At 63.5% G+C, this 25,389-nt stretch carries 27 protein-coding genes and 1 pseudogene; 21 read left to right on the top strand and 7 right to left on the bottom strand.

Annotated features, from left to right (window positions below; genetic code table 11):
• Positions 1–38 precede the first annotated feature (38 nt).
• Together KCN53_RS12320 and KCN53_RS12315 are read right to left on the bottom strand one after the other, a co-directional pair.
• The gene (locus KCN53_RS12320; protein WP_088712175.1) at positions 39–212 is read right to left on the bottom strand and encodes a YegP family protein; all 174 of its coding nucleotides are present in this window, start codon (positions 210–212) and stop codon (positions 39–41) included.
• A gap of 10 nt (positions 213–222) precedes the next feature.
• Complete coding sequence (locus KCN53_RS12315; RefSeq protein ID WP_088712176.1) at positions 223–507, bottom strand: hypothetical protein; 285 nt, start codon at positions 505–507, stop codon at positions 223–225.
• Positions 508–732: 225 nt separating this feature from the next.
• On the opposite strand from KCN53_RS12315, the gene KCN53_RS12310 reads away from it, so the two are divergent.
• Positions 733–3,270 (top strand): strawberry notch-like NTP hydrolase domain-containing protein, encoded by a 2,538-nt coding sequence (locus tag KCN53_RS12310; RefSeq protein ID WP_224199644.1) that lies wholly within the window; start codon positions 733–735, stop codon positions 3,268–3,270.
• Between the two features lie 135 nt (positions 3,271–3,405).
• Here the strand turns inward: KCN53_RS12310 and KCN53_RS12305 are convergent, their stop codons facing one another.
• From KCN53_RS12305 to KCN53_RS12295, 3 genes are read right to left on the bottom strand one after another with little or no spacing between them, the layout of a single operon-like run.
• On the bottom strand, positions 3,406–4,410 hold the full coding sequence (locus KCN53_RS12305; RefSeq protein WP_007015829.1) for a tyrosine-type recombinase/integrase: 1,005 nt from the start codon (positions 4,408–4,410) through the stop codon (positions 3,406–3,408).
• Complete coding sequence (locus KCN53_RS12300) at positions 4,407–5,321, bottom strand: tyrosine-type recombinase/integrase (RefSeq protein WP_006832488.1); 915 nt, start codon at positions 5,319–5,321, stop codon at positions 4,407–4,409. Before KCN53_RS12300 ends, KCN53_RS12305 begins: the two co-directional genes overlap by 4 nt.
• On the bottom strand, positions 5,318–6,862 hold the full coding sequence (locus KCN53_RS12295) for a tyrosine-type recombinase/integrase (protein ID WP_088712177.1): 1,545 nt from the start codon (positions 6,860–6,862) through the stop codon (positions 5,318–5,320). Before KCN53_RS12295 ends, KCN53_RS12300 begins: the two co-directional genes overlap by 4 nt.
• Positions 6,863–6,978: 116 nt before the next feature.
• Here KCN53_RS12295 and KCN53_RS12290 point away from each other — a divergent pair.
• The 5 genes and pseudogenes from KCN53_RS12290 to KCN53_RS12270 form a co-directional block, all read left to right on the top strand.
• Positions 6,979–8,775, top strand: a pseudogene (locus KCN53_RS12290) (strawberry notch C-terminal domain-containing protein); the annotation flags it as partial.
• Entirely contained in the window at positions 8,775–9,812 is a 1,038-nt protein-coding gene (locus KCN53_RS12285; RefSeq protein ID WP_088712179.1) for a DUF7146 domain-containing protein, read from the top strand. The pseudogene KCN53_RS12290 and the gene KCN53_RS12285, both read left to right, overlap by 1 nt.
• Positions 9,813–10,154: 342 nt before the next feature.
• Positions 10,155–11,081 carry a DUF2493 domain-containing protein gene (locus KCN53_RS12280; RefSeq protein ID WP_088712180.1) on the top strand — a complete coding sequence of 309 codons (927 nt, stop codon included), beginning with the start codon at positions 10,155–10,157 and terminating at the stop codon, positions 11,079–11,081.
• A gap of 266 nt (positions 11,082–11,347) precedes the next feature.
• Positions 11,348–11,788, top strand: coding sequence for a hypothetical protein (locus tag KCN53_RS12275; RefSeq protein WP_088712181.1), 441 nt, complete (start codon positions 11,348–11,350; stop codon positions 11,786–11,788).
• 605 nt (positions 11,789–12,393) lie between these two features.
• Entirely contained in the window at positions 12,394–12,720 is a 327-nt protein-coding gene (locus tag KCN53_RS12270; RefSeq protein WP_047166144.1) for a DUF736 domain-containing protein, read from the top strand.
• Positions 12,721–12,786: 66 nt separating this feature from the next.
• Here the strand turns inward: KCN53_RS12270 and KCN53_RS12265 are convergent, their stop codons facing one another.
• Entirely contained in the window at positions 12,787–14,028 is a 1,242-nt protein-coding gene (locus KCN53_RS12265) for a type II toxin-antitoxin system HipA family toxin (protein WP_088712182.1), read from the bottom strand.
• Complete coding sequence (locus tag KCN53_RS12260) at positions 14,021–14,326, bottom strand: helix-turn-helix domain-containing protein (RefSeq protein WP_088712183.1); 306 nt, start codon at positions 14,324–14,326, stop codon at positions 14,021–14,023. Before KCN53_RS12260 ends, KCN53_RS12265 begins: the two co-directional genes overlap by 8 nt.
• Before the next feature lie 306 nt (positions 14,327–14,632).
• Between KCN53_RS12260 and KCN53_RS12255 the strand changes: the two genes are divergently transcribed.
• The 15 genes from KCN53_RS12255 to KCN53_RS12185 all read left to right on the top strand — a co-directional run bounded on the left by KCN53_RS12255 (position 14,633) and on the right by KCN53_RS12185 (position 25,348).
• Positions 14,633–14,881, top strand: a complete 249-nt coding sequence (locus KCN53_RS12255) for a helix-turn-helix domain-containing protein (RefSeq protein ID WP_047166147.1) — start codon at positions 14,633–14,635, stop codon at positions 14,879–14,881.
• A gap of 117 nt (positions 14,882–14,998) precedes the next feature.
• Entirely contained in the window at positions 14,999–15,259 is a 261-nt protein-coding gene (locus KCN53_RS12250) for a DNA -binding domain-containing protein (protein WP_088712184.1), read from the top strand.
• A gap of 176 nt (positions 15,260–15,435) precedes the next feature.
• On the top strand, positions 15,436–15,711 hold the full coding sequence (locus KCN53_RS16260; protein WP_189489600.1) for a transcriptional regulator domain-containing protein: 276 nt from the start codon (positions 15,436–15,438) through the stop codon (positions 15,709–15,711).
• On the top strand, positions 15,701–16,195 hold the full coding sequence (locus KCN53_RS12240) for a DUF2285 domain-containing protein (RefSeq protein WP_224199643.1): 495 nt from the start codon (positions 15,701–15,703) through the stop codon (positions 16,193–16,195). Before KCN53_RS16260 ends, KCN53_RS12240 begins: the two co-directional genes overlap by 11 nt.
• A gap of 138 nt (positions 16,196–16,333) precedes the next feature.
• Positions 16,334–16,615 (top strand): helix-turn-helix transcriptional regulator, encoded by a 282-nt coding sequence (locus KCN53_RS12235; protein WP_088712186.1) that lies wholly within the window; start codon positions 16,334–16,336, stop codon positions 16,613–16,615.
• Between the two features lie 20 nt (positions 16,616–16,635).
• Entirely contained in the window at positions 16,636–17,784 is a 1,149-nt protein-coding gene (locus KCN53_RS12230; RefSeq protein WP_088712187.1) for a replication initiator protein A, read from the top strand.
• Positions 17,781–18,434, top strand: coding sequence for a ParA family partition ATPase (gene parA, locus KCN53_RS12225; protein WP_088712188.1), 654 nt, complete (start codon positions 17,781–17,783; stop codon positions 18,432–18,434). Before KCN53_RS12230 ends, parA begins: the two co-directional genes overlap by 4 nt.
• Positions 18,431–18,685, top strand: coding sequence for a ribbon-helix-helix protein (locus tag KCN53_RS12220; protein ID WP_088712189.1), 255 nt, complete (start codon positions 18,431–18,433; stop codon positions 18,683–18,685). The genes parA and KCN53_RS12220 overlap by 4 nt, the downstream gene beginning before the upstream one ends.
• The gene (locus KCN53_RS12215; protein ID WP_088712190.1) at positions 18,682–19,203 is read left to right on the top strand and encodes a DUF2840 domain-containing protein; all 522 of its coding nucleotides are present in this window, start codon (positions 18,682–18,684) and stop codon (positions 19,201–19,203) included. The genes KCN53_RS12220 and KCN53_RS12215 overlap by 4 nt, the downstream gene beginning before the upstream one ends.
• Positions 19,200–19,745: a S26 family signal peptidase gene (locus KCN53_RS12210; protein ID WP_088712191.1), complete on the top strand. Its 546-nt coding sequence runs from the start codon at positions 19,200–19,202 to the stop codon at positions 19,743–19,745. Before KCN53_RS12215 ends, KCN53_RS12210 begins: the two co-directional genes overlap by 4 nt.
• A 67-nt stretch (positions 19,746–19,812) precedes the next feature.
• Complete coding sequence (locus tag KCN53_RS12205; protein WP_088712192.1) at positions 19,813–20,151, top strand: DUF736 domain-containing protein; 339 nt, start codon at positions 19,813–19,815, stop codon at positions 20,149–20,151.
• A gap of 3 nt (positions 20,152–20,154) precedes the next feature.
• Positions 20,155–20,925 (top strand): lytic transglycosylase domain-containing protein, encoded by a 771-nt coding sequence (locus KCN53_RS12200; RefSeq protein ID WP_088712193.1) that lies wholly within the window; start codon positions 20,155–20,157, stop codon positions 20,923–20,925.
• 243 nt (positions 20,926–21,168) lie between these two features.
• Positions 21,169–22,908: a relaxase/mobilization nuclease domain-containing protein gene (locus KCN53_RS12195; protein ID WP_088713398.1), complete on the top strand. Its 1,740-nt coding sequence runs from the start codon at positions 21,169–21,171 to the stop codon at positions 22,906–22,908.
• A gap of 23 nt (positions 22,909–22,931) precedes the next feature.
• Entirely contained in the window at positions 22,932–24,911 is a 1,980-nt protein-coding gene (locus KCN53_RS12190; protein WP_088712194.1) for a conjugal transfer protein TraG, read from the top strand.
• A 5-nt stretch (positions 24,912–24,916) separates the two neighbouring features.
• Positions 24,917–25,348 carry a CopG family transcriptional regulator gene (locus KCN53_RS12185; protein ID WP_088713399.1) on the top strand — a complete coding sequence of 144 codons (432 nt, stop codon included), beginning with the start codon at positions 24,917–24,919 and terminating at the stop codon, positions 25,346–25,348.
• Positions 25,349–25,389: the final 41 nt, after the last annotated feature.

The following is a 25,389-nucleotide window of genomic DNA, read 5'->3' as shown; positions in this document are numbered from 1 at the left end:
TTGCCCCAACAGCCACCGATCGCTGAGCCGCGCGATGCTTAGCTGTTATCCTCGACCGGCGCGTCGGGACCATTCTTCTTGATTGAGTCGATCGCGTTCTGCGCGCTGGCCTTGCTCGTGTAGCCCTCGGTCGAGAACATCACTTCGCTGTTATATTTGAAGCGCACCCGGAACTCGCCCGCCTTATCCTTGTAAATCTCAAACTTATGCATGAATGGCTCCCTATGCCTTCTTGATGAATTTGTTGATGACCAGACCGGCCACGATCTGTACGATCGCTCCTGCAACACCGCCGCCAACCAGTTGGCCGGCAAGGGCAGCAATATCGAGACCACCGGCCGCGCCGCCAGCGCCTAGCAGTGAACCCAACAGCGTACCGCCGCCAACGCCGCCCACGGCTCCGGCGATCAGATTGCCGATATTGCCAAGGTCGGCGCCTTTGACAGCCTTGCCGCCGGCGGCGCCGCCGGCGAGGCCGCCAATGAGTTGAGCAAGAATAGCTTCCATAATACGCCCCTCTCTCAAGACGTGGGCACAGTATCGTCTTGAGAGACGAAGGACGACGCTACCGTATGCGTCATCCCCATATTTTCATTTCGGGTTTGGTATTGTCGGGAAACTGCGTTCGACCGTAGTCTACAAGAGGAAGAGGGCGGCCGGAACGGGTTAGTTTGGGCAGCAGAGAGAGCGCTGCTCGGGCTCTCCTGTTTCTGCTCTCCCGAGGTTCCTCTCATGAACATGGTGTCCCCCGTGACCGGCTCGGCCACATCCGTTGCCACAGCGCCTGCCATTCTTTCCGCCGCGACCATCCTCTTGGGCTATCTGGAACGCGGCCAGCATGTCCGTGCCGCGACGCTGCGCGATGCGATGGAAACGGCTTTCGGCGCCTCCGATGCTACCGGTGCCTGGGACTGGAAGACGGCCTATGAGGCCTGCGAAGTCGCGACAGTCCTCTTCTTGCACAAATACGGGAAAGCGCTTTTCCGGAAAGCCGCGTCTCCGGCTGCACGACTTTCCGCCATTGCCCGGCTCGCAGACCGGTTGCCGACCCACACGCGCCGATCCGAGGAAAGCCAGGCGCTCCAACAATTCTCGACGCCCGCACCGCTCGGTCTCGCTGCCATGGCAGCAGCCAAAATCACCGCCAACGACGTGGTGCTGGAACCGTCGGCCGGAACCGGCCTCATGGCGATCCTGGCCGAGATTGCCGGCGGCAGGCTGGTGCTGAACGAGCTGGCCGATACCCGCGCTGAGCTGCTTTCCTCCCTCTTTCCGGCTGTTTCCACCACCCGCTTCGATGCCGCACAGATCGACGATCACCTCCGACCGGCGATCGTCCCCTCGGTCGTGCTGATGAACCCGCCATTCTCGGCGACGGCCAATGTTTCGGGGCGAATGGCTGACACGGCGTTCCGCCATGTCGCCTCGGCTCTCGCACGGCTGGCCGATGGCGGGCGGCTCGTAGCTATAACGGGAGCGAATTTATCTCCTGATCAAGCTGGCTGGCGCAATGCTTTCGTCCGCCTGCAAGAGCAGGGCCGCCTGATTTTCAGCGCAGCCATCGCCGGATCGGTTTACGCAAAGCATGGCACGACCTTCGCGACGCGCCTGATCGTTATCGACAAGACGCCGGCCGAAGATCCGTCGCAGTTTCTGGCTTCATCCGGCACTGCGCCCGATGTTGCGAAGCTGCTCGACTGGATCGAGACACAAGTTCCACCACGCTTGCCGGTTACACACCCGAAACTGCCGGAATCCGTCCTGGCGGCTGTGCCAAAGTCAGTGCGCGGCACCCTCACGCGCGCGGCGATGGCGCGATCCGCCACCGCTCCACTTGGCGATCCTGAGGGTGTTGAACTCGTCTATGAGACGGTGGACTGGACGCCGCCCGAGGGCGCACGACTAACCGATGCGATCTATGAGCAATACGGATTGCAGTCGATCCAGATTCCCGGTGCACAGCCGCATCCAACCAAGCTTGTCCAATCGGCTGCCATGGCTTCGGTTGCACCACCGAAGCCATCTTATCGGCCGGTGCTGCCTGGCGACATCCGTGAGCGCCTCTCCGATGCCCAGCTCGAGACGGTGATCTATGCCGGTGAAGCCCATGCCGATTATCTGGCCGGCGCCTGGTCCGTGGACGAAACCTTCGACACGATCAGTGCTGCGCCCGCGGACGCAGAAGGCGCTGTACGGTTCCGCCGGGGGTTCATGCTCGGTGACGGCACCGGAGCCGGAAAAGGCCGCCAATCGGCCGGGATTATCCTCGACAGCTGGCTGCGCGGGCGGCGCAAGGCCATCTGGATCAGCAAGTCGGACAAGCTGATCGAGGACGCGCAGCGCGACTGGTCGGCGCTCGGCATGGAGCGGCTTCTGATCACGCCGCTATCGCGCTTCTCGCAGGGCAAGCCGATCACGCTGTCGGAAGGCATCCTTTTTACCACCTATGCCACGCTGCGCTCGGATGATCGCGGCGAGAAGGTTTCGCGCGTCCGGCAGATCGTGGATTGGCTGGGATCGGATTTCGACGGTGTCATCATCTTCGACGAGAGCCATGCCATGCAAAACGCCGGTGGCGGCAAGGGAGAGCGCGGCAATATCGCCGCATCGCAGCAGGGGCGTGCCGGGCTGCGGCTTCAGCACGCACTGCCCGATGCCCGGATTGTCTATGTCTCGGCGACGGGCGCAACGACGGTGCATAACCTCGCCTATGCCCAGCGGCTCGGCCTCTGGGGCGGCGCGGACTTTCCTTTCGCCACCCGCGCCGAATTCGTCGAGGCGATCGAGGCTGGCGGTGTGGCGGCGATGGAGGTGCTGGCGCGCGATCTGCGTTCGCTTGGGCTCTATACCGCGCGGTCCCTTTCCTACGATGGCGTCGAATATGAACTGGTGGAGCATCGGCTGACGGACGAGCAGCGCCGCATCTATGATGCCTATGCCGGCGCTTTTGCGGTCATTCACAGTAATCTCGATGCGGCGATGGAGGCGGCAAACATCACCGGCAGCGAGGGCGCACTGAACCGCCAGGCCAAGAGCGCCGCCCGATCCGCCTTCGAATCCGCAAAACAGCGCTTCTTCGGGCATCTTCTGACCAGCATGAAAACCCCGACATTGATCCGGTCCATCGATGCCGATCTTGAGGCCGGGCATGCCGCCGTCATCCAGATCGTCTCGACCGGCGAGGCGTTGATGGAGCGCCGCCTCGCCGAACTGCCGACCGAAGAATGGAACGACGTCCGCGTCGACATCACGCCAAGAGAATACGTCTAATGTTGAGCTCAGCATTAGACATATTCTTTGCAGTCGCAGTTTATGTCGAGCGTCGCAGCCGGAGGCGCGGGATTGCGTCGGTTCGTCATGATTTTACTCCAGATAATTGTGCGGTTGGGGCAGCGTGGCCGAAGGCTATGCCCGCTTGCGGACGTCGTTGAGCATGGCGATCAGAGTGTCTGACGGCGGCTTGAAGCGTCCAGGGCTGATTTCCGGCCCGCCATGCGCAGCCAAAATCCGCAGCTTCTCCTCTGAATCGGCGCGCAGATATGTTTCGGTGCTCTGGATGCTGGCATGTCCAAGCCATAGTGCGACCTTGCGAATATCGCCTGTCGCTGCGAGCGTGTGCATCGCGCAGGAATGACGCAATACATGCGGCGTGACTCGTTTGCGCAGCAACGACGGCTGCTTCTTTGCTGCCGCGTTGACATGTTTGGCGAGACGGAATGCGAAGCCATCGCGGGTGATGGGCTGCCCGTTCGCGTTGAGAAATACCTCGGCGACCTCAGTCTCAGGACGGATGACAAGCCATGCGCGGAGTGCGGACTGGGTCTCTTTCCATAGCGGCAAGACCCGCTCGCGACGGCCTTTACCCATGATGTGGACCGTCGAGAGCGATCGATCCGGGAAATCGCGCAGTTGCAGCGACACGAGTTCCGATACCCGAAGCCCCGCTGCATAGGTCAAGTGCAGCATAGCGCGATCGCGCGTACCGAGCCGTGTCCGAGGATCGGGCGCGTCGAGTAATGCCTTGATCTCGGCCCGGTCGAGATAATCGATCAGCGTCTTGTCTGCCTTCTTGCTGGGGATCGATCGAACCCGAAGCGCCTGGTCAAGACACGCCGGAACCCGATACTCGATGTACCGGAAGAAGGATCTGATCGCAGCGAGCCTGCCATTGCGGGTCCGCACACAGCTGCCGCGCTCGACCTCGACATGGCCGAGAAAGGCCATGATCATGTCGGTGCCGAAATCCTCGATCTCGAGATCGGTCGGTCGACGCTTCAGCCGATCGGATGCGAACCGGACCAGCAGGACGAAGCAGTTGGCATAGGTCTTCACCGTATGCGGGCTTACGGCGCGTTCCCGCGGCAGATGTTCGCGCAGGAAGGCTGTGAGATGGGGAGCAAGCGCCGTCATGCCGCTTCTCCCAGATACAGATCCTCGCTCGCGGCAGCGATGTCGCGCAGCAGCACTGGCGTGGCTTCGAGATACCAGTAGGTGTTGGCGACCGAGGTGTGACCGAGATAGACACTGAGCGCGGCCATGTGATGCGTCACGGCGTCCCGGTCCGGCGAGCAGGACTCGAGCGAGCGTACGGCGAAGGTATGCCGCAAATCGTGAAGCCGCATACCTGCAGTCCCGGTTGGTCCACGATATCCGAGCTGTCGCGCCAGCCTGACGAACACGACGTGGGCGCGGACCTTATGGGGTGCTCTTCCCCGGATCGTCACGAACAGATCGTTGCCCGTGGCACCGAGCCTTGCCCGGGTTGCGAGATAGGCCTCGAGAGCCTGACGGATTGATGGCTGCAAGGCGATTAGGCGCTGCTTGCCGAACTTGCCGTCGCGGACGATCAGACCGTCTTCGACCAGATCGTCGCACTGTAGTGCTAGAGCTTCGGAAATCCTCAGACCGGTCGCCGCCAGCAGACCGAACAGGTAATGATAGGTGAAGGGACTGATCATGCCCTTGGGCGGAAGATCGAGCGCCGCCTTCATGATCGCCCGGACCTGTTCCGGTTGGATGATGTGCGGCGTTGGTCGCGGACGCTTCCCCCGGCCAAACACACCGGCGGGCGGAACCTGGTTGGCTGGATCCTCGGCATGGGCAAACAAGCAGAAGTTGCGCACGAAAGTGAAGCCGGTCCGCGCGGTGTTCTGCGAAGTCGTCGCTCGGCACCAGTCGTAGATGCGGTCGATACGGGTGTGGCTGTCTCCGAAGCCAGTCGCGTAGGTGCCGAACTTGCGAAGCAGGCGCTCCTGCTCGAAAAATTTGCGACCGAGGCTGCGATGCAAAGCGACGTACCGCGAAATCTGTGCGTTTATCATGACAGGTCTCCGGGCCAGGGTTGTGCGATCTTCAAGAGCATCGGCAGATCGGTCTTGGCGTAAATGGCGGTGGTCTCGGTCGAGCTGTGGCGCAGGATGGTCCCGATGGACTCCAGGCCTGCACCAGAGCGCAGCATGTTGGTTGCAAGCGAATGCCGGAATATGTGCGATCCGGTCGGCAGACCTTCGATCCCGCCGCGCTCGAGTGTGCGTGCAACGATGCCGGCGATCTCGGCTGACGAACTGAATGGCCGGAACGGGGCTTGCGAACGCAAGAACAGGTGCGCTTCGATGGCCGTCGGGCGGGCCGCAGCAAGATATGCCAGGATCGCGTCGCCAACACCCTGTGGCAATGGCAAACGATCCGGTCGACGCGTCTTGCCCTTGACCTTCAGATGGCCGGATCGCCAATCGATATCGTCGAGACGCATATCCCGAATATCTCCTGCTCGCAGGCCAAGTCTGGCAAGCAGGAGAATGATCGCCTTATCCCGAACTTCCACCGGCCGACCTGTCGGGCAGGCTGCAATGATCCTCTCGATCGTTGCCGGGTCGATGTAGCGCGGCAATGCCGAAAGCCGGTATCTCCGTACGGAAGGCATTGCGTGCAGCAGCGCTGGGCGGCATTGGCCTCGGCCAATAAGAAACCGAAGATAGCTCCTCATGATCGTGGCGAGCAGCGAAGCCGATCCCGGGATCTCCTTGCTGCGACGCTCGAACGCATCTCGCAGAGTGGCAGCATCCCATTGTGCCGGCGCGCCGAGCATGGGCATCAGCCGCTCAATCTCTGCCCGGTATCGCCGGATCGTCTCGTCGGTCACGCCTCGATCCTGCCTGAGCCAACCGACATATGCCGCGACCTGCGGATCTTCGACCACCTTCACCGCGACCGGAGCGATGGCGCGCCGATCACGAAGAAACTCAACGAAGTGCCGTGTGCAACGCCGCCGTCGCTTCCTGCCGGAAGTGGTCAGCTTGCCGCGCTTGCGGAAAACCGGGCACCGACAATCGTGATCGGCATACTGTTTGGTGACCGTGTCATCGACATCGGTCCATGGACATCGCGATACCCGCAGCCAGGCCGCGAAGTGCTCCGCCTCTGAACGGTAGGCTTGCGCCACCCCCTTCGCGAGTTGGAGGCCATCGATCATATGCGAATAGTCAGCAAGATGACGCCCGAGATCGTAAATCCCATCGGCTACGTCGATGTAACCCTGGTCTTCGAGAAACCGGACAAAGCGCCTGACACGCGCCGCAAGATCGGCCTTGTAGGCTGTCGCTTGCGCTGAATACCTTGGGCACCGGCATCGATGCTGCTCAAAACGGCGCACGATGCGATCATCAACCGTCCCGAGCGCAATCCCGCGTAGTCCCAGCCAACACAGAAAATGGCGGATCGCTGCGCTGTACAGGACCGCACAGGCTGTTCCCTCTTCAACCGACAGAGAGGAGAGGAATGCACTGAATAGGGCGTTAGTACTGGGCGGCTCTCCAACCCTGCTTGGTGCAGGCTGAAACGACACAAATGATCTTGTTGGCATGGTGGTTCCTTCGACATGTTGAGGTCGAAGGACCGGTAATTATCTGGAGTAAAATCATGACGAACCGACGCAATCCCGCGCCTCCGACTGCGACGCTCGACATAAACTGCGACTGCAAAGAATACGTACTCGATTATCTCGCCCATTCCTTCCCGGTGCAGCTCTACGAACCCTTCACCGATAGCGAGGGCAATCTCTCCTCGCGGCCGGTATTTCGCGATGGCGAGCCCGTCGAATGTCGGGCGGCTGTTGCCCGGCGCGACGCGATGATCGAGCACCTGGCCTGTCTCCCGCCCGTTCCCGGCGCCCTCGACCAGATCGTGCAGCGGTTCGGGACCGATGTCGTGGCCGAGGTCACGGGCCGTTCGCGCCGGATCATCCGCAAGGGCGAAGGCCCAGCGGCACGGCTGGCAGTCCAGAACCGCGCGCCTTCCGCGAACCTTGCCGAAACCGCTGCCTTCATGGATGATCAGAAGCGCATTCTGGTCTTTTCCGATGCGGGCGGCACCGGGCGCAGCTACCATGCTGATCTTGGTGCGCGGAACCGGCGCCTGCGGGTCCACTATCTTCTCGAACCGGGCTGGAAGGCAGACGCTGCCATTCAGGGGCTGGGCCGCACCAATCGCACCAACCAGGCGCAGCCGCCGCTGTTCCGGCCCATCGCGACCGATGTGAAGGCCGAGAAGCGTTTCCTTTCGACCATTGCGCGGCGTCTCGACACGCTCGGCGCGATCACGCGCGGTCAGCGCCAGACCGGGGGCCAGGGCCTCTTCCGGCCCGAGGACAATCTGGAAAGCCCCTATGCCCGCGATGCCTTGCGGCAGCTCTATATGCTGATCGTGCGCGGCAAGGTGCACGGGTGTTCGCTCGGCCGTTTCGAGCAGATGACCGGTCTGAAGTTGATGGATGCGAATGGCATCAAGGACGACCTGCCGCCGATCACTACCTTTCTCAACCGGCTGCTGGCGCTGACCATCGACCTGCAGGCCATCTTGTTCTCGGCTTTCGAGCAACTGCTCGAAGCGCGGGTCGACGGGGCTATCGCCTCCGGCACATACGATCTTGGTCTCGAAACGCTCCGCGCCGAAAGCTTCACCGTGACCGGCCGTCAGGTCATTTACACCCACCCCGCGACTGGCGCTGAGACCCGGCTGCTTTCAATCAGCGAGCGCAAGCGCAACCAGCCGATATCACTCGATGCGGCCCTGCATGAACTGACCGACCCGCGGGCAAAACTGCTGGTAAATGAACGCTCGGCCCGCGCCGCCGTCCAGATCCCGGCCACTAGCGTCATGCTGGACGATGGCGAGATCGAGCCGCGCGTACGGCTGCTCCGGCCGATGGAAGGCACGACTCTTGCTCTTCGTGCGATGGGCGAAACGCGCTGGATCGAAGCTGATCGGAACAGCTTTTCGGCCATGTGGAGCCGGGAAGTCGCACAGGTGCCGGCCTATTCCGAGGGCACCCTTTACATCGTGGCAGGATTGCTCCTGCCGGTCTGGAAGCGCCTGCCGCAGGATTCTACCCGTGTTTATCGGCTCCAGACCGATGATGGCGAGCGCATCATCGGCCGCCGTGTCTCGCCGGCATGGGCAGCCAGCGCCGCCGCCACAGAAAGCGTCAGCCTGACAGCCAACGCTGCTTACGCCGCTTTGATCGACGGGCGCACAATTCTCGACCTCGCCGAAGGGCTGCAACTGCGCCGCGTCCGGGTCATGGGTGCCTATCGCATTGAACTTACAGGCTTCAGCGATGCCATGCGCGAACGCCTGCGCGCCTATGGGCTCTTCAGCGAAATCATCTCGTGGAAATTGCGCTTCTTTGTGCCGGTCGGGGCAGCCGGCAGCGGGATTATCGGCAGGCTGGTCGAGCGCTTCCCGATCGAACGCATCGCAGAACGGGAGGCGGCCTGATGTCCCGTCTTTACGCCACCGAGCTGGCGCAGCGTCTCGGACGGCAGGCTGAGTCGGTTTGTCGTCACTACCTCTCGAATGGCCATAAACAGGGCCATTACTGGCAGGTCGGCGACGTCCGCAATGGCGCGGGACGCTCGATGTTCGTGCGGCTGCATGACAGCGCCAGGGGACCGGCGGGCAAATGGTCCGATGCTGCCACCGGCGAACATGGTGATCTGCTCGATGTAATCCGCGAAAGCGTCGGTCTCCTCGACTTCGCCGAGGTCGCTGCGGAAGCTCGCCGCTTTCTCAGCCTTCCTCATTCGGAACCGGGGCCCACGGGGCCGCCTCGCGGAACTCCGGCTATATCGGGGTCGGCAGAGGCCGCACGCCGCCTCTGGCGCATCGCACAACCGATCTCGGGCACTCTCGCAGAGACGTATTTGCGGAGACGCGGCATTACGGATTTGCACGGAACCGACGCGCTGCGTTTCCATCCGAACTGCTACTGGCGGCCCGAGCATGAAGGGCCAACCGAGACCTGGCCGGCGATAATCGCGGCGGTCACCGATGGCGATGGCGACATAACCGGCGCTCACCGCACCTGGCTCGCGCGTGACGGGTCGGGCAAAGCGCCGCGTGATCCGCCGCGCAAGGCCATGGGGGACCTGCTTGGTAACGCCGTCCGGTTCGGAACGGCACAAGATGTCATGGCGGCGGGAGAAGGCATCGAGACCATTCTGTCGCTGCGGCAATTGCTGCCACAGATGCCGATGGCTGCCGCACTCTCGGCCGGGCACCTCGCCGCTGTCCTGTTCCCGGCCCATCTGCGCAGGCTCTACATCGTGCGTGACAACGATCCGGCAGGCGAAAGTGCACGAAACAAGCTCGTCGAACGGGCGCTGGCGGCCGGAATCGAGACCATCACGCTCTCGCCGATGATGGGTGACTTCAACGAAGACCTCACTTCGTGCGGGCTGGATGCATTGCGGGTACGGCTTCGCAGGCAACTGGCTGCAGACGACGCCAGCCGTTTCATGGCTTTGGCTGCATAGCCGGGATGAGAAGCGGGCGGGTGCTCGTATTCCGTTGCGGCATACAAGAAGCCTTCCCTATTCGGCAGGGGACCGCGCCTCGGCCTTCGAGAGGGCGAGCGGCCCACAAACGGACCGGCCGGGCAATGGCGGCGCCCGACTGATTTCCGTCGGCGGCCCGCCACCCCACGCGACGAGTCGCGTGGGGACCCCGTCTCCCCCGCCTTTACAGCGCGAAGCAAATCAGCCGGGCTTTGCCATCGAGGCCCTCGCGAAAGGCTCGGGCTGCCTGGCCGGACCGCCTGCGGGCTTGTCGTCGCCATAAGGCCGCGACGGTCGCGGTCCTTGCCATTGGAGCCTGCCATGCACACCCATGACGAACGCGAACCCCATCACGCGACATCTGCCACCGGCCATGTCATCGAGGAGCTTGAGCTTTACGGCTATCGTCCGTCAGAGGACGAGCCTGATCTCCGGATCACGCCCGAGGATCACATCATCCAGAGCGCGGTCGCTGACATTTTCGACGCCCTGATCTCCACCATGGCCGACACCAGTCTCGATTTCGACCTTGCCGAGATCCTCTGGTCGAGCGTCAATACCTTCCACCGCGCTGTCGAACGGATCGAAAAGAAGCTCGACGACAACGAGCAGGCCCAGAAGCGTCTCCAGCGCGAACAGGACGGGTCCGAGGTGAAATCCGTCCAGCTCGAGACCCTGATCGGGGTCGGGCAAAGTCTCATCGAACGCCGTGACAGTCTTGAGCTTTTCCGCGAGACCGCTGCCGATATCTATCTGCGCACCCTCGGCATGCCCTGGTCGCCGCGCTCGGGTTCACGGGTCAATCATCGCCAGATGACGGCGGCCATGATCGATAGCCGGGACTTCATCGCCGCCAAGCGACGCGCCGACAATGACGTGCTGTTACCGGCCGGCACGAAGATCGCCTTTTCGGGTGGCGAGACCACCGACCATCGATTGATCTGGGACAAGCTCGATCAGGTTCATGCCAAGCACCCGGACATGGTGCTGCTGCATGGTGGATCGCCGAAGGGCGCCGAGCGCATCGCCGCCACCTGGGCCCACAATCGCAAGGTGCCGCAGGTCGCCTTCAAGCCCGATTGGGCCAAACACGCCAAGGCCGCGCCTTTCAAACGCAACGATCAGATGCTCGGCACGATGCCGATCGGGGTCATCGTCTTTCCCGGTACCGGGATTCAGGACAATCTGGCCGACAAGGCGCGCAAATTGGGCATTCCTGTCTACCGCTTCGGGACGGGCGGCGCGTGAGCGCCGCCCGCAATCCCTCAAGGCCTTCGACGAACCGGAGATGGCTCAACGTCCTGTCATGCCGGCGAAACACATCGCCTTTAACGTGATGGGCCGCTGGATCCGAGCATGTCCAGGCAGAGCAAGGAAAAGGGCCGGACAAGGTCAGGGGATCTCTTTGATCCCTATTTGTTCTTACTGATCGCTGACACTTCTGCTACTGTTCAGATCGCGCCGTGGAGGTGGTGGCAGGCGCACCGTCCAATCCATTGCACGGAGACACCACCATGACCTTTCTCGGTATTCTCGTCGCCATGGCCGCCATAGGTTTCATATGCTGGCTGCTGTTCAACCTTGCTGTCTTTGCGTTGCCCTTCTTCATCGGTGTGAACACCGGTATCTGGGCCTACGGCACCGGCGCGGGCTGGCTTGGGGCCGTTCTTGTCGGATTGCTCGCTGCCGGCCTGACCTTGGCGGCAGCCCAAGGCCTGCTCATTGTGATCCGGCCGCTATGGGCTCGGTTGCTGATCGCGCTCGTCTTTGTCGCTCCGGCTGTCGTCGCCGGCTTTTACGCTACTCTCGGCATCGTCAAACATATGATGCCGTCCGAAACCTGGCAGCTCATCTTCTCGGTCATTGGCGCAATTGCCGTGGGAGTGACGACCTTCTTGCGACTTGCGGCAATGGCATCTGCCGAGTCTGCTGACACGGGCCATGCGCGCATCTAGCCGCGTGTGTAGAATCCGGGTGGAGGCCAGAACAGAGGGATAAGCTCGCTGTCGTCAAAGATAAGTGGCGCGGGACCGGCGTGGTGAACTCGCATCAACCCGGTGGAGCGATGCGGCCCATAGCGGGAGCGCAGGACGGGTGGCGCGAACCTCGCGGGCACATTGCGGAACCCAGGCGGGATGCGCTCTCGCCGACTTCGGTTGGGTCAAATAGCGGTACGCGTGCCAAGGACAGGAGCGACGTCACGGGCATCCGTCGCGACCGGTCTGGCGGAACCTTGAATGCGCCAGACTCTGCGTTCTTCTCGTATCTCTGACCGCTCCAAGCGGCCTCTTCCATGGCCTGATCTGGCCGAAGACCAGCGCACGGGGCGCGCTTCGATCGCTTTGGCGCAACAGCGACGTCACAACTTTCTTCCCCTGACGGCCCCACCCCATGTTCCATGGGGCCCCGAGGCGCGTCATTCCTCGCGCGAGCAAGAAAGTCCCTCCTATGCTGTCCAGTCCCCGCAAACGGGGATGCGCCAGCGATCGTCTCCGTCCCGTCGATCGCCATCGAGGTCGCAATGGTGCGGGCTCGAAAAACGGAAAACGGAGATTTGAAAATGGCGACCATCGGTACCTTCAAGAAGACCGGTTCGAACGAATTCACCGGCGAAATCGTCACCCTCAGTGTCCAGGCCAAGGGCGTGCGTATCGTTCCCGACATCCGCGCAAACGGCGAGAACGCTCCCAGCCACCGGGTCCTGGTCGGCCGCGCCGAGATCGGTGCCGCCTGGTCCAAGCGCTCGGGCGAAGGCCGCGATTATCTGGGTCTCAAGCTCGATGATCCTAGCTTCACCGCTCCGATCTACGCCAACCTCTTCGATGACGAGGACGGCGAAGCCTACTCGCTGATCTGGTCCCGCCCCAACCCGCGTCGCGGCGACTGAGGCGCAAATGGCCCCGGCAACAAAGCCGGGGCCATTTTCTCCGCTGGGTGCACCAAGGAACGGCGCTCAGTCCAAGAGCACAGGCATCATGGCCCTGACATGGGCGTCGATCCGCTCCAGAACGATCGATGGGACGGCATCGCGTTCCGGCAATTTCCACCAATGCGCATCGATACGCCTTACAGTTTCGCTGACAGTTTTCAGGACGGCGGGCTCTGGAAGCCGCGCTCGATTGGCGAAAGCCTTCCACCGTGGCAGCGTCAGGGCCTTGAATGCGCGTTCGCCGCCAAGGGACAAAGCCAGATTGTCAGCCGGGATATAGGGAACTGTCGAAAGCACGTCGTAGATCGGCGCCAGGGCGGGCGAATTGCCGTCACCGGGGTAGATCAGCGACCAGTTTTTCAGGTGCATGTCGCCATTGCCCATGACCACCGACAGGGTCAGGCGGCGGACGAACTCCAGCGCCGCTATCGGCGAGATCGCCACATTCAGCGCCGCGGCGATGTCGTGATAGGCCGCGCCTTCGTATTTCCGTGCCGGATAGATGCCGAAGACCTGGGCGAAATCCTCGATATGGATTCGGCGCGCGCCGGCGGCGCGATCGAACCGCCGGATAAGAAGGACCAGCCCCTCGGCCAGGGTCTCGAATTCCTCGGGAATACCCTCGAACTGGTCTTTGCCGACCAGCTCGCGTTCGGGCACGTCCATGCCGATCGCTTCGGCCAGCGCGAGATTGGCGAACTCGTTCTCCGACACGCCTGGAAAGGCGGTCGAAGGAAACTTGGCGATGTACTGACCGTCGCTGTCTCCGAGCGGCACTGTCAATCCGCCGCCCTTGCCGGTGTTCTTCATCACCGAAAGCTTCATCTGCACGCCGGCGAGCGAGAAGCGCGCTTTCGGCTTGCCCTCAGGTGCAGCGGTTGCAGCGACGATATCTCCATTACTCGGGACAACCCGCACAGCGCCTGGCAGGTCGGCGCCCAGCGCGGCCAGCAGATCGAAATCATTGCCGGGCCGGACGGTCCGGGCGTGATGCTTTTCCATCGCCTCGCGCAGCTTGTCCTCGGGCAGGAGGTTGGCAAAGAAGGCCGGCAAGGCGCCTGCCACCGGGCGCGGATCCTTGCGCAATCCTCCCGTCGCCGCGCGGAAGGACAGGCTCAACACGGGATGTCCTCCGCTCGCGCGGTAGGCAGGATCGAAGCTGTAGGCGTTGAAGTCGCCCGGTGTCCTGACGATCGTGCCGACCTTCACCTCGTTGAGGAAAACATCGAGAGACAGGAGGGCTTCGGCGGAGCGGGCTCTATTCATCGTCACCCTCCGCTTGTGGGCTGAAAGCCGGCCGGTCGTCCTCGCCCTCAGGGCTGAGCAGCGCCTCGATGGCCGGGACCATCGCCTGAGGAACCAGCATCATCTCCAGGCCGAGCGCCCTCGCAACATTGATCAGAGTCGTGGCGCGGGCCGCTGCAGCTCCGGTCTCGACGTCGCGATAGCGGGGACGGGATATGCCGGCGAGATCGGCGACCTGTTCCTGCGTCAGGCCCGCCGCTAGCCGTGCGCGCCGAAAATGGTCGCCGATCATGTCCAGAGCCTCTGCTTCGGCTTTCATGTGAACCCTTTACAGATCAATTGTCTCTATTTGATCCGAAAACGTATCACAGTGAGGTCTGGAAGGCAAGGCAATGATCCGCAAGCATATCTCCACATGAGAGATTGATACGTTTGAAGATCATGCAATGACCTTCCATGGCCAATCCCGTCAGCCTTCGTTGGCCGAATCAGTCGTCCGACAACAAAGGTCAGCGCCGCCGTAGCGGCGGAACAGACGGCCAATTCCCGATGACTATTTGCCAAGAACGACTATTATAGTCGTAGTTCTGGAGTGCGCGCCGGTCGCAATGGGAGGTGATCATGCATGATCACCGCCCGACAGTCGCGGGCCGCGCGCGCCTTGCTGGGTTGGACACAGGAGACGCTTGCTGACAAGGCCCGTGTATCACTGACCGCGCTCAAGCGCCTCGAATCCGAAAGCGGCCTCGAGGTGTACGAAAGCACGCGCGATCAGGTCCGTCGGGCTCTCGAAGCAGCCGGTGTCGTCCTCTTGTCGACCGAGCGTGGACACGGAGTGCTGCTGGTCCATGATGGTGGTGACAAAAAGCGCTGACGGGCGAGCGGCAGACGCCGTGTTCCCTCCGAGCGATATTCTCCCAAAACACACAATCCTGGAGTATCTGGTGTTATCTCGCGTCCTGCAGTGGGCAGCACGCACCAGGCAACTGACATGCCCCCGATAGAACCCTTCGAGGATGCACCGCCGGTCTCCAGCGAATTAACCGCCTACGACCGTGCCCATATCAAGCTGTACATGCGACTGCTGGATGCCGCTGCCGATGGTGCCGAGTGGACCGAAGCCGTTCATATCCTGTTTGGCATCGACCCCAATCTCGAGCCGGATCGCGCGCGCCGGGTCCATGATACTCATCTGGCGCGCGCCAAATGGATGGCGCAGACCGGTTACCGTCATCTTCTGTGGAAGCGATAGGTCTGAAGTTCGCGTCCGGCGCGGCGCACGGCGACACGCGGGCGAGATACGGCGTTTCGCGGCCTGTCGGCAGATTTTCCGCATTGCTGGCCGCCCTGTCATGCTGCTGCAACAGATCTTGTCGTAAATAGCTCGGCGAAAAATCTGACCTGCGCTTTGCACGTGAGGAGGGACGGGTGCGACCGGACACTTCCCATTGGCGAGACGGTCGTCGCTATGAATTCTTCGACACGCTCTCGGTCGAAGGGCTCGCATGGGAATGTTTGCGGCGGTTTGAACGCTACCAGGAGCATTATGGCGAACTCGTCGCCATGAAGGCCGAAGATCATCCCTATTCAACCGACGCCCAGCGTCACTGGGGGTTGCGATTTCCCGGCTCGTCCGAGCCTTTCCGCGCTTCGTCAGGACGTCCTATGGTCGCCGCTCGCCAATCCGGCGGTCTTGCTCGCTGACGACGCTCCGGAATTTCTGCCGCCGTCATCGTCACTGGCCGCGCCTGCTGACGTTCGCCCGAGTCCGGAAGGTCTCCATGCCATCCATCGCGGGGGCATCGTCGCGCAGATCCTCCTGCTGTCGGGCCGAAAAACCGATAGAACCTCGGCTGTCATCCTGCCACTCGACGACGATCTGCCCGATCGGGTCGAGGCAGTGCTGCGGCTCTGGCAAGCGCTGAACGCGCGCCCCGTTACGCGCGACGGACGCATCACGCCGTACCAGCGTCGACGTATCCGACTGATGATGCGAGCCGCCGACGGCCGGGCCAATGGCGCGACCTATCGCCAGATCGCCATCGCGCTGTTCGGTCCCGAGCGGGTCGCGGCCGAGCCCTGGAAGACCTCACCCTTGCGCGATGCTGTGATCGGGCTGATCGAAAGTGCCGGGCCGTTCATCAATGGCGGCTATCGCAAATTGCTACGGCATCGTCGCCGATCCTGAGCGCGCTTCGACGCCCGGGGGGTGGGGATTGTTCGCCTGTTATCTTCCCCATCCACCCCGCCTGCATTCCTTCGCCACCGTGATCGCGATCCGCCGTTGCTCCGCAGCGGCGCCCGGCAACGCCACGGAGGCCCGACAATGCGACCCAATCTCACCGCCCTGCCGCCACGCTACCTGCGCACCAAGGAAGCGGCGGTGTTTCTCAGCCTTTCGGCGCGCACGCTGGAAAAGCACCGCACCTATGGAACCGGCCCGGCCTATCGCAAGCTCGGTGGGCGCGTCGTCTATTCGGTAGCTGATCTCGAAGCCTGGGCTTCGCGCGGCGCGGTCACGTCAACCTCCGATCCGCGCGGACAGGTTCTGCCAGCCAAACGGCACATGCCAGCGGCCTGTGGGTCGGCCGGCGGCATCAATCGCTGACCATCGCGCGAGGATTACCCATGGCGATCCGGCGACGTTCCCCGTCCGAGCGCGGGCAGCTCGACCTGTTCAGAGCGCTTCCCGGTGACTTCGCACCGCGGGACGCGCAGGACCTCATGGCGTATCCATTCTTCTCGCTCGCCAAATCACATCGCATCACCCCGATCGACTTCACCGCCGGAAAAATCTCGATTCGCGTCGAGGCGGTTGCCGACCACGGCATGGCAACGATCTGGGACGCCGATATCCTGATCTGGGCTGCCAGCCAGATCGTCGAAGCGCGCGACACAGGCTTGCGCACCTCGCGGCTCATGGCGGCGACGCCCTATGAGATTCTCACCTTCATTGGCCGTGGCACCAGCCTGCGCGATTACCAGCGTCTCAAGGCGGCGCTCGACCGGCTGCAATCCACCACCATCTCGACCACGATCCGCCAGCCCGCTGAAGGGCGGCGACACCGCTTCTCCTGGATCAATGAATGGCAGGAACGAACCGACGGCAACGGGCGCCCCGATGGTATCGAACTGATCGTGCCGGACTGGTTTTATCGCGCTGTCCTGGACGATGCGCTGATCCTGACCATCGATCGGGCCTATTTCGATCTGACCGGCGGGCTCGACCGCTGGCTTTACCGGCTCGTGCGCAAGCATGGCGGCCGCCAGAAGGGCGGATGGCGGTTCGATTTTCGTCATCTGCACCAGAAGTCCGGCTCTCTCTCGCCCTATAAGCGCTTTGCCTTTGAACTGCGCGATATCATCCGCCGTCAGCCGCTGCCCGGCTACAGGCTCTTTACCGAGATCGAGACCGGGCGCCGGGCGCTGCTCGCCTTCGAGCCATGGCCGGCCTGTGGAAAAGCTGTGGACGGCCTCGTGCTATCGGGAACCCGGACTATCGTGCCATCGGGAACCGGCGGCTCGTGCTATCGGGAACCCGATCCGGGTTTAAGGCACGGAGATCGTTCGGCAAATCGCCCCCTTAACAGAGAGTCTAACACAGAATCTAACCTTGAAGAGCGCAGGCGCGATGTTGAAAACCTCATCGCCCGCACCGGCCAGGCGCTCAGAGCGACGGCGAACCGGCGGCCACCAACGCCATCCGATCACACATCAGAAATCCGCTTCGACACCATGCGCCCGCTGCGCGGTGAGCGTGAGGACGGTCAGCGATGATCGTGGCTCTGCTCAACCAGAAGGGCGGTGTCGGCAAGACGACACTGGCGCTGCATCTCGCCGGAGAATGGGCCGGAAGGGGGCAGAGGGTCATTTTGGTCGATGCCGATCCGCAAGGCTCGGCGCTCGACTGGTCTGAGCAGCGCGGTCATGAGGGCTCGCCGAGGCTGTTCGGTGTCATCGGCCTTGCTCGCGATACGCTGCACCGGGAAGCGCCGGAACTGTCCCGGCAGGCCGATCATGTCGTCATCGATGGGCCGCCGCGTGTCGCCGGCCTCATGCGCTCCGCGCTAATCGCCGCCGACCTGGTGCTGATCCCGGTGCAGCCCTCGCCCTTCGATGGCTGGGCTTCCGCCGAGATGCTGTCGCTCATCGCCGAAGCGCGCATTTACCGGCCCGATCTCGTCGCCCGCTTCGTCCTCAATCGCTGCGCTGCGCGCACCATCCTAGGCCGCGAAACCGCCGCTGCGCTCGCCGATCACGATCCTCCGGTGCTCGCGAGCCGGATCGGGCAGCGTGTCGCCTTCGCCAGCGCCGCCCAGACCGGCCGTCTCGTTCACGAACTGGACGGCGCCACAGCCGCGGCCGCTGAGATCGCAGCGCTGGTTGACGAAATCGAGCGGCTCCCGCGCACGCGGAGGGTATCATGAGCACCCGAGCGCCCACGAGCGGCTTTGCCCGCCGGCCGGCCGATCCCGAAACCTGGGTGAGAGCCGCAAAAGAGCAGCCGGCCGGTAGGGCGGACGGCGCTGCGAACACGGCGCGGCTCACCATCGATGTGACGCCGGCGCAGCGCGGCCGCATCAAGATCGCGGCCTTTGAGCGCGGCATGACGGTCGCCGACATGCTGCGCGCGCTGCTGGAGCGTGAATTTCCACCTGCCGGGGACGATGGGCAATGACCGGCTTGGCGGCCCATCGAAAGCTGGTGGTCGAGGGCGCGCGCTCCTCATCAGCTGCGGCGCTGACCGAGGTGGAGCTGATCTGGATCGAGAAGTCGATCGAATATTGGGTGCGGTTCGGGAATCCGGTTCAGGAGCGTGTTATCGACCGCAGGCGCCGTGTCCTCGGCTTTCCTCCCGGGAGCCTTTTCGCCTTCGTGCGCTGGACGGCAAATGACTACGGCACCGTCGCCTCCCATCTCGACATCCTGCGCGCGGTCGCGGCGCACGAAGCCTACCAGACCGTTCCCGCCGTCACGCCGGGCGGCGAACTTCTGTTGACAGTCTCTGGCTGGCCGAAAGTCGAGCGCGTGCTCCAGCTCATCGACGCGATCGAGGCAGGCGGCATCGACGGGGCCGATGTCGCGCCCGATCACTGGCGCCACGTTCATAACCGACTGGCGGCCGGGGAAAGCCCCCGCGCCTACACGCGCGCGCAGCATCGCGCCTGGATCAAGCGGCGAAGCATTCGCCCATGACCCGGCGCGCCATTTTCGCTTCCGCGCTGGTGTCGGTCGGGCTGGTCATAGCCCCGGTGGTCACCGGGCATGGTCCGCGCTTCATCTGGAACGCCTCGGCCAGTGCGCCCATCGGCCTCTACGCCGTCGAGCCAGCCGGCCCTATCGAAGTCACCGATCTGGTCGCGGTCCGGCCGCCAGACGCGCTGGCGGAGCTGCTTGAAGCGCGCCGCTACCTTCCGCGCGGCGTGCCACTGATCAAGCGCGTCCTGGCGCTCCACGGCACGAGAGTCTGCCGCCATGGCACGGCCATTACCGCTTACGACCACCTTTATGGCCATGCCCGTGAGCGCGACCGGATGGGCCGCGACCTGCCCTCCTGGCAGGGCTGCCGTGTGATCGCCAAACGCGATGTGTTCCTGATGAACTGGGACGCCGCCGACAGTTTCGATGGCCGTTATTTCGGGCCGCTTCCGCTTTCTGCCGTCACCGCCCGCGTCGTGCCGATCTGGACCGATGCGAATGGTGACGGTCGCTTCGAATGGCAGGCGTCAACGCGGTGAACGCCTGTCCAAGGGCGGGCGCGATGTCCGCCCGATCGTCTTCACCGCTTGAGGAAAGGAAACCGCCATGCCGCAGATCGGTGAATTTACCAGGCACAAGACAGGCTTTGCCGGGCGCATCCAGACACTCACGCTCGACCGCGAGATCGCCATCGTCGCGGTGGATCCGGCCAATGTCGAGAATGCCCCGGACCATCGCGTCCACCTCGGCGAAGATGACACCGGCCCCGAGATCGGGGCAGCCTGGACACGCACTGGCGAGAAGGCCGGAGAATATCTCTCCGTGTTGATCGACGATCCGGCCTTGCCGTATCCGATCCGTGCCGCGCTGTTCCAGAACGGCGCTGATGCGGCGTCCTGGTCGCTGCACTGGAACCGGCCGCCCAAACGCGATGCAAAGGACTGAGCGATGCCGCGTTGTCGCCTCGGTCACTCCGTTGCGATCGGGCGTCATCGCGCCGCCCGATCCATTGCCTTCCTTCTCCTTACCGGCCTGTTCTGCAGCCCGGTCGGCGTCGCGGCGCAGGCGCAACCGAGCCTGCTCGCGCCGCGCATCCTGCACGATGCAAATGCCGACCATATTGCCGAAGCTTCGCAGCGTTTCGGCATTCCCGAGTTCTGGATCGATGCGGTCCTGCAGGCCGAAAGCGCGGGCGATCGCCGCGCCATATCCTCGGCCGGGGCGATGGGCCTGATGCAGATCATGCCTGCCACCTGGTCGGCGCTGCGGCAGCGCCATGGCCTGGGCCGCGATCCTTATGATCCGCGCGACAATATCCTCGCGGGCGCGGCCTATTTGTGCGCGATGTTCGATCGCTACGGCAATGTCGCGGCGATGCTGGCAGCCTATAATGCCGGGCCGGGCCGCTACGATGAATACCTTTCGGCGGGCCGCGTCCTGCCCGCCGAAACGCGCGCCTATGTCGCCAGGCTCGCACCAATCCTGGGCAATGCGGTGCCGTCTCGCGGCGCTTCCATCCCCGCTGCGTTGCCGCCCGATTGGCGCGAGGCGCCGCTCTTTGTTGCGCGCAGCGGCAACCGAACGAGCGCTATCCGCGACCCGGCGTCTGCGCAGGGCACCGACACCCGCACCCCCGTTCCGGATGCAGCCGGTGCGCCCGACCGGCGACAGCACGAGGCCATTTTTGTCACTCGAGCCGATAGCGGTGCCGCACCATGATGCGGCTTTTGCGCGATCGCACGGCATCGTGGGCCAGCGCGCCATGGCGTGCTGGCTGGCAGGGGAGGACCGCAACAACCGACCGATGGCAGGATAAAAGGCCGCACATTGTCGGCCAGACGGTCGGTTGTTTTTGCTCAGGATTTTCTGCGATTCCGCACCTTGTGGCGCAAGGGCGCAATGTGCGCGCAAGGCATGATTGCCCGTTTTTGCTCCGGTTTTCACACATTGCGGGACCGCATCATGCCCGATGAGCGCGAGTTCCGTATTCGTCCCGGGCGTATCCGTTCGACCCGCGCTCAACAGGCGCGGCCGTTCATTGCCCAGGCACTGGCGGCGGCCAAGAAGGCCGGCGGCGGCGTTTCACGCTCAGGCCGGATTGTCTCGGGCAACCGCTCGCGGTTTGGGCATGGCCAACGCGCCAGCATTCAGGCCAATCGTTTTATCACCGCCCGCTCGCGCGGCGCCGTGATCAAGGCGCGCGTTGTCCGTCACACCGCTCGCAAGACGCCGCTTGGCACGCATCTCGATTATCTGCGCCGCGATGGCGTCACCCGGGACGGGGAGAAGGCGCGGCTGTTCGGGCCAGAGCGCGATTCAATGGATGGCGGCGCCTTTACCGAACGGTGCGGCGGCGACAGGCATCATTTCCGCTTCATCGTCTCGCCCGACGACGCCCTCGACATGGCGGACCTCAAATCCTTTACCCGCGATCTGGCCGGGCAGATGGAAAAGGATCTTGGCACACGGCTGGACTGGGTGGCGGTCGATCACTGGAATACCGAGCATCCCCATGTCCATCTGGTCGTGCGCGGGGTGCGCGATGACGGCCAGGATCTTGTCATCGCGCGCGACTACATCAAGGAAGGGATGCGCGACCGGGCGCGCGATCTCATCACCCAGGAGCTCGGGCCGCGCACCGAACACGACATTCGCCGAACGCTCGAGCGTCAGGTAGCTGCGGAACGCTGGACTGGTCTCGACCGCCAGCTGGTACGCGACGCACGCGGCACCGGGATCATCGATATCGCTCTGCGGGCTGGCGAGCCGCCCGATGAATATCGTGCGCTGAAACTCGGACGGCTGCGCAAACTCGAAACTCTCGGCCTGGTCGAGCAGATCGGTCCCGGCCAATGGGCGATCGACGACAAGGCGCAAGCGGTGCTGCGCGAACTCGGCGAGCGCGGCGACATCATCAAGCGCATGCACCGCGCGCTGACCGAGCGCGGCATAGAGCGCGGCGCGGCAAGCTATGTGCTCGCCGGTGAGAGCCTGGAGGCGCCTGTGATCGGCAGGCTGGTCGAGCGCGGGCTCGATGATGAACTCAAAGGCACCGCCTATGCCGTGGTCGACGGCGTCGATGGCCGAACCCATCATATCAGGCTTCCCGATCTCGATGCGGCCGGCGACAGCGCACCCGGTTCCATCGTCGAGCTGCGCGGGTTCGACGACGCCAGAGGGCAGCGGCGGGTCGCAATCGCGGTGCGCTCCGATCTCGATTTGCAGGCGCAGGTCTCGGCACCCGGCGCCACCTGGCTCGACCGGCAGGCCCTGGCGCGCGATCCGGCTGCGCTGTCCGCGGGCGGTTTCGGGGCAGAGGTGCGCCAGGCCTTGGATGAACGCGCCGAGCATCTGGTCGGTGAAGGGCTGGCCTCGCGCCAGCATCGCCGGATCGTCTTCAGCCGCAACCTGATCGAGACCCTGCGGCGGCGTGAGCTCGACGCGCTAGGCGACAAGCTGTCGCGAGAAACCGGCCTTGCGTTCAACCGCGCCGCCGAGGGTGACTATGTCGCCGGCACCTACCGCCAGCGTCTCACGCTCGCGTCGGGCCGCTTCGCCATGATCGATGACGGACTCGGCTTTCAACTCGTCCCCTGGTCGCCCTCGCTCGAAAAGCACCTCGACCGCCATGTCTCGGGTCTCGCCCGCGGCAATGGCGGGGTGGACTGGAGCTTTGGACGACAGCGCGGGCTTGGCCTCTGAGCGCCGCATCGAAAGGACCTGCCATGTCAGCCACGAAAATCCTCTGGGGCCAGATCCTCACGGTCTTCCTGATCATCCTGGCGACGACATGGGCGGCCACGCAATATGTCGCCTGGGAGCTCGGGTTTCAGGCCCAGCTCGGAACCCCGTGGTTTCGCCTTGCGGGCTGGCCCGTCTACTATCCGCCGGCGATTTTCTGGTGGTGGTATTTCTACGAGGCCTATGCGCCGGAAGTCTTTGCCAAAGGCGGGATGATCGCCGCTTCGGGCGGGTTCATCGCCATCGCCGTCGCGATTGGCATGTCGGTCTGGCGCGCCCGCGAAGCCAGGAATGCCGAAACCTACGGGTCGGCCCGCTGGGCGAAACCGCAGGAGGTAAAGACGGCGGGCCTGCTCGATCCCGACGGCGTGGTGCTCGGCCGCTATGAGGGGAGCTATCTTCGCCATGACGGACCAGAGCACGTGCTGTGTTTTGCGCCCACGCGTTCCGGCAAGGGCGTCGGCCTCGTCGTGCCTTCGCTTCTGACCTGGCCAGGCTCGGCCATCGTTCACGACATCAAGGGCGAAAACTGGCAGCTCACCGCCGGCTTTCGCGCCCGGCATGGCCGCGTCCTGCTGTTCGATCCCACCAATCCGAAATCGTCCGCCTACAATCCGCTGCTCGAGGTCCGCCGCGGCGAGTGGGAGGTGCGCGATGTTCAGAATATCGCCGATATCCTGGTCGATCCCGAAGGCAGTCTCGAAAAGCGCAATCATTGGGAAAAGACCAGCCATTCGCTTCTAGTCGGCGCGATCCTGCATGTCCTCTATGCCGAAAAGGACAAGACCCTCGCCGGGGTTGCCGCCTTCCTTTCCGATCCCAGACGGCCAATCGAGACAACGCTCGCGGCCATGATGAAAACCGCGCATCTGGGCGAGGCCGGCCCCCACCCGGTCATCGCCAGCGCGGCGCGCGAATTGCTGAACAAATCCGACAATGAGCGCTCGGGCGTGCTTTCGACCGCCATGTCCTTTCTCGGGCTTTACCGCGATCCGGTCATTGCCGAAGTCACCCGCCGCTGTGACTGGCGCATTGCCGATATGGTGAAAGCGACAGTGCCGACGACGCTCTACCTTGTCGTGCCGCCTTCCGACATCAATCGCACCAAGCCGCTGATCCGCCTGATCCTCAATCAGGTCGGGCGTCGGCTGACCGAAGACCTTCAGGCCAATGGCGGCCGCCACCGGTTGCTCCTGATGCTCGACGAATTTCCCGCGCTCGGGCGCCTGGACTTCTTCGAAAGTGCGCTGGCCTTCATGGCCGGTTACGGGCTCAAGAGCTTTTTGATTGCGCAGTCGCTCAACCAGATCGAGAAGGCCTACGGCCCCAACAATTCCATCCTCGACAATTGTCATGTGCGCGTCAGCTTCGCCACCAATGACGAGCGCACCGCCAAACGTGTGTCCGATGCGCTTGGCACGGCAACCGAGATGAAGGCGATGAAGAACTATGCCGGGCACCGGCTGTCGCCTTGGCTCGGACATCTGATGGTCTCGCGATCCGAAACCGCCCGCCAATTGCTGACGCCCGGCGAAATCATGCAGCTTCCGCCAACCGACGAGATCGTCATGGTCGCCGGAACCCCGCCGATCCGGGCGAAGAAGGCGCGCTACTATGAGGACCGCCGGTTCACCGAACGCGTTCTGCCGCCGCCGGAATTGCTTGCGGCCGCAGCGACGCAGACCGACGATTGGAGTGCTTTGCCTCTGCCGGTAAGCCCAGGTTCCGCGATCGAAACGGTGATGGTTGACGATGAGGATCCCACTCAATCGGAGCACCGGCAGCAGCCGGAGCTGAGACGCGTCAACTCGGTCGAGAAAAGGGCGCCGATCGAAAACGAGTTCGACCCCTTGCCCTATGACGGCAGCGACGATGAGGCCGCCCGCAGCCAGCGGCTGACCCGCGTGATGCGCGGCGTCGCGCGGCAGGTCTCGATGGATCCCGGCGACGGCATGGAGCTTTGAGCATCATGGTTCGTCGCAAGAAGAAGGCGCAAGTCTCGGTCTATCTCGATCCCGAGATCATGACGATGCTTGCGGACTATGCTGCTCGCCGGGACCAGTCCCAGTCGATGATCGCCGAAGCCGCTATCGCATCTTTCCTCTCGCCCGACGCCGATGAGAGGCGCGAAGCGGCCATCGCTAAGCGGATCGATCAGGTTGACCGTCGTCTGATGCGCCTCGAGCGCGATCTCGGGATCAGCGTCGAGACCATGGCGGTGTTCATCCGCTTCTGGCTCTCCTCGACCCCGGCGCTGCCCGAACCCGCCGCTCAGGCGGCGCGAGCTAAAGCGGCCGAGCGCTATGACGCTTTCGTGGCCGCGCTCGGGCGGCGGCTGGCGCAAGGGCCCAAGCTGCGGCAGGAAATTAGCGAGGACATAGATCCAGCGGACAATAGCTGAGTGGCCTGCTGCCAGCTAAAAGTATTGGGCGCGCAATCGAG

Origin of the sequence: Pacificimonas aurantium (assembly GCF_020092905.1) — a bacterium.
GTDB lineage: Bacteria > Pseudomonadota > Alphaproteobacteria > Sphingomonadales > Sphingomonadaceae > Pacificimonas > Pacificimonas aurantium.
This window is presented reverse-complemented; position numbering and strand designations above follow the sequence as displayed.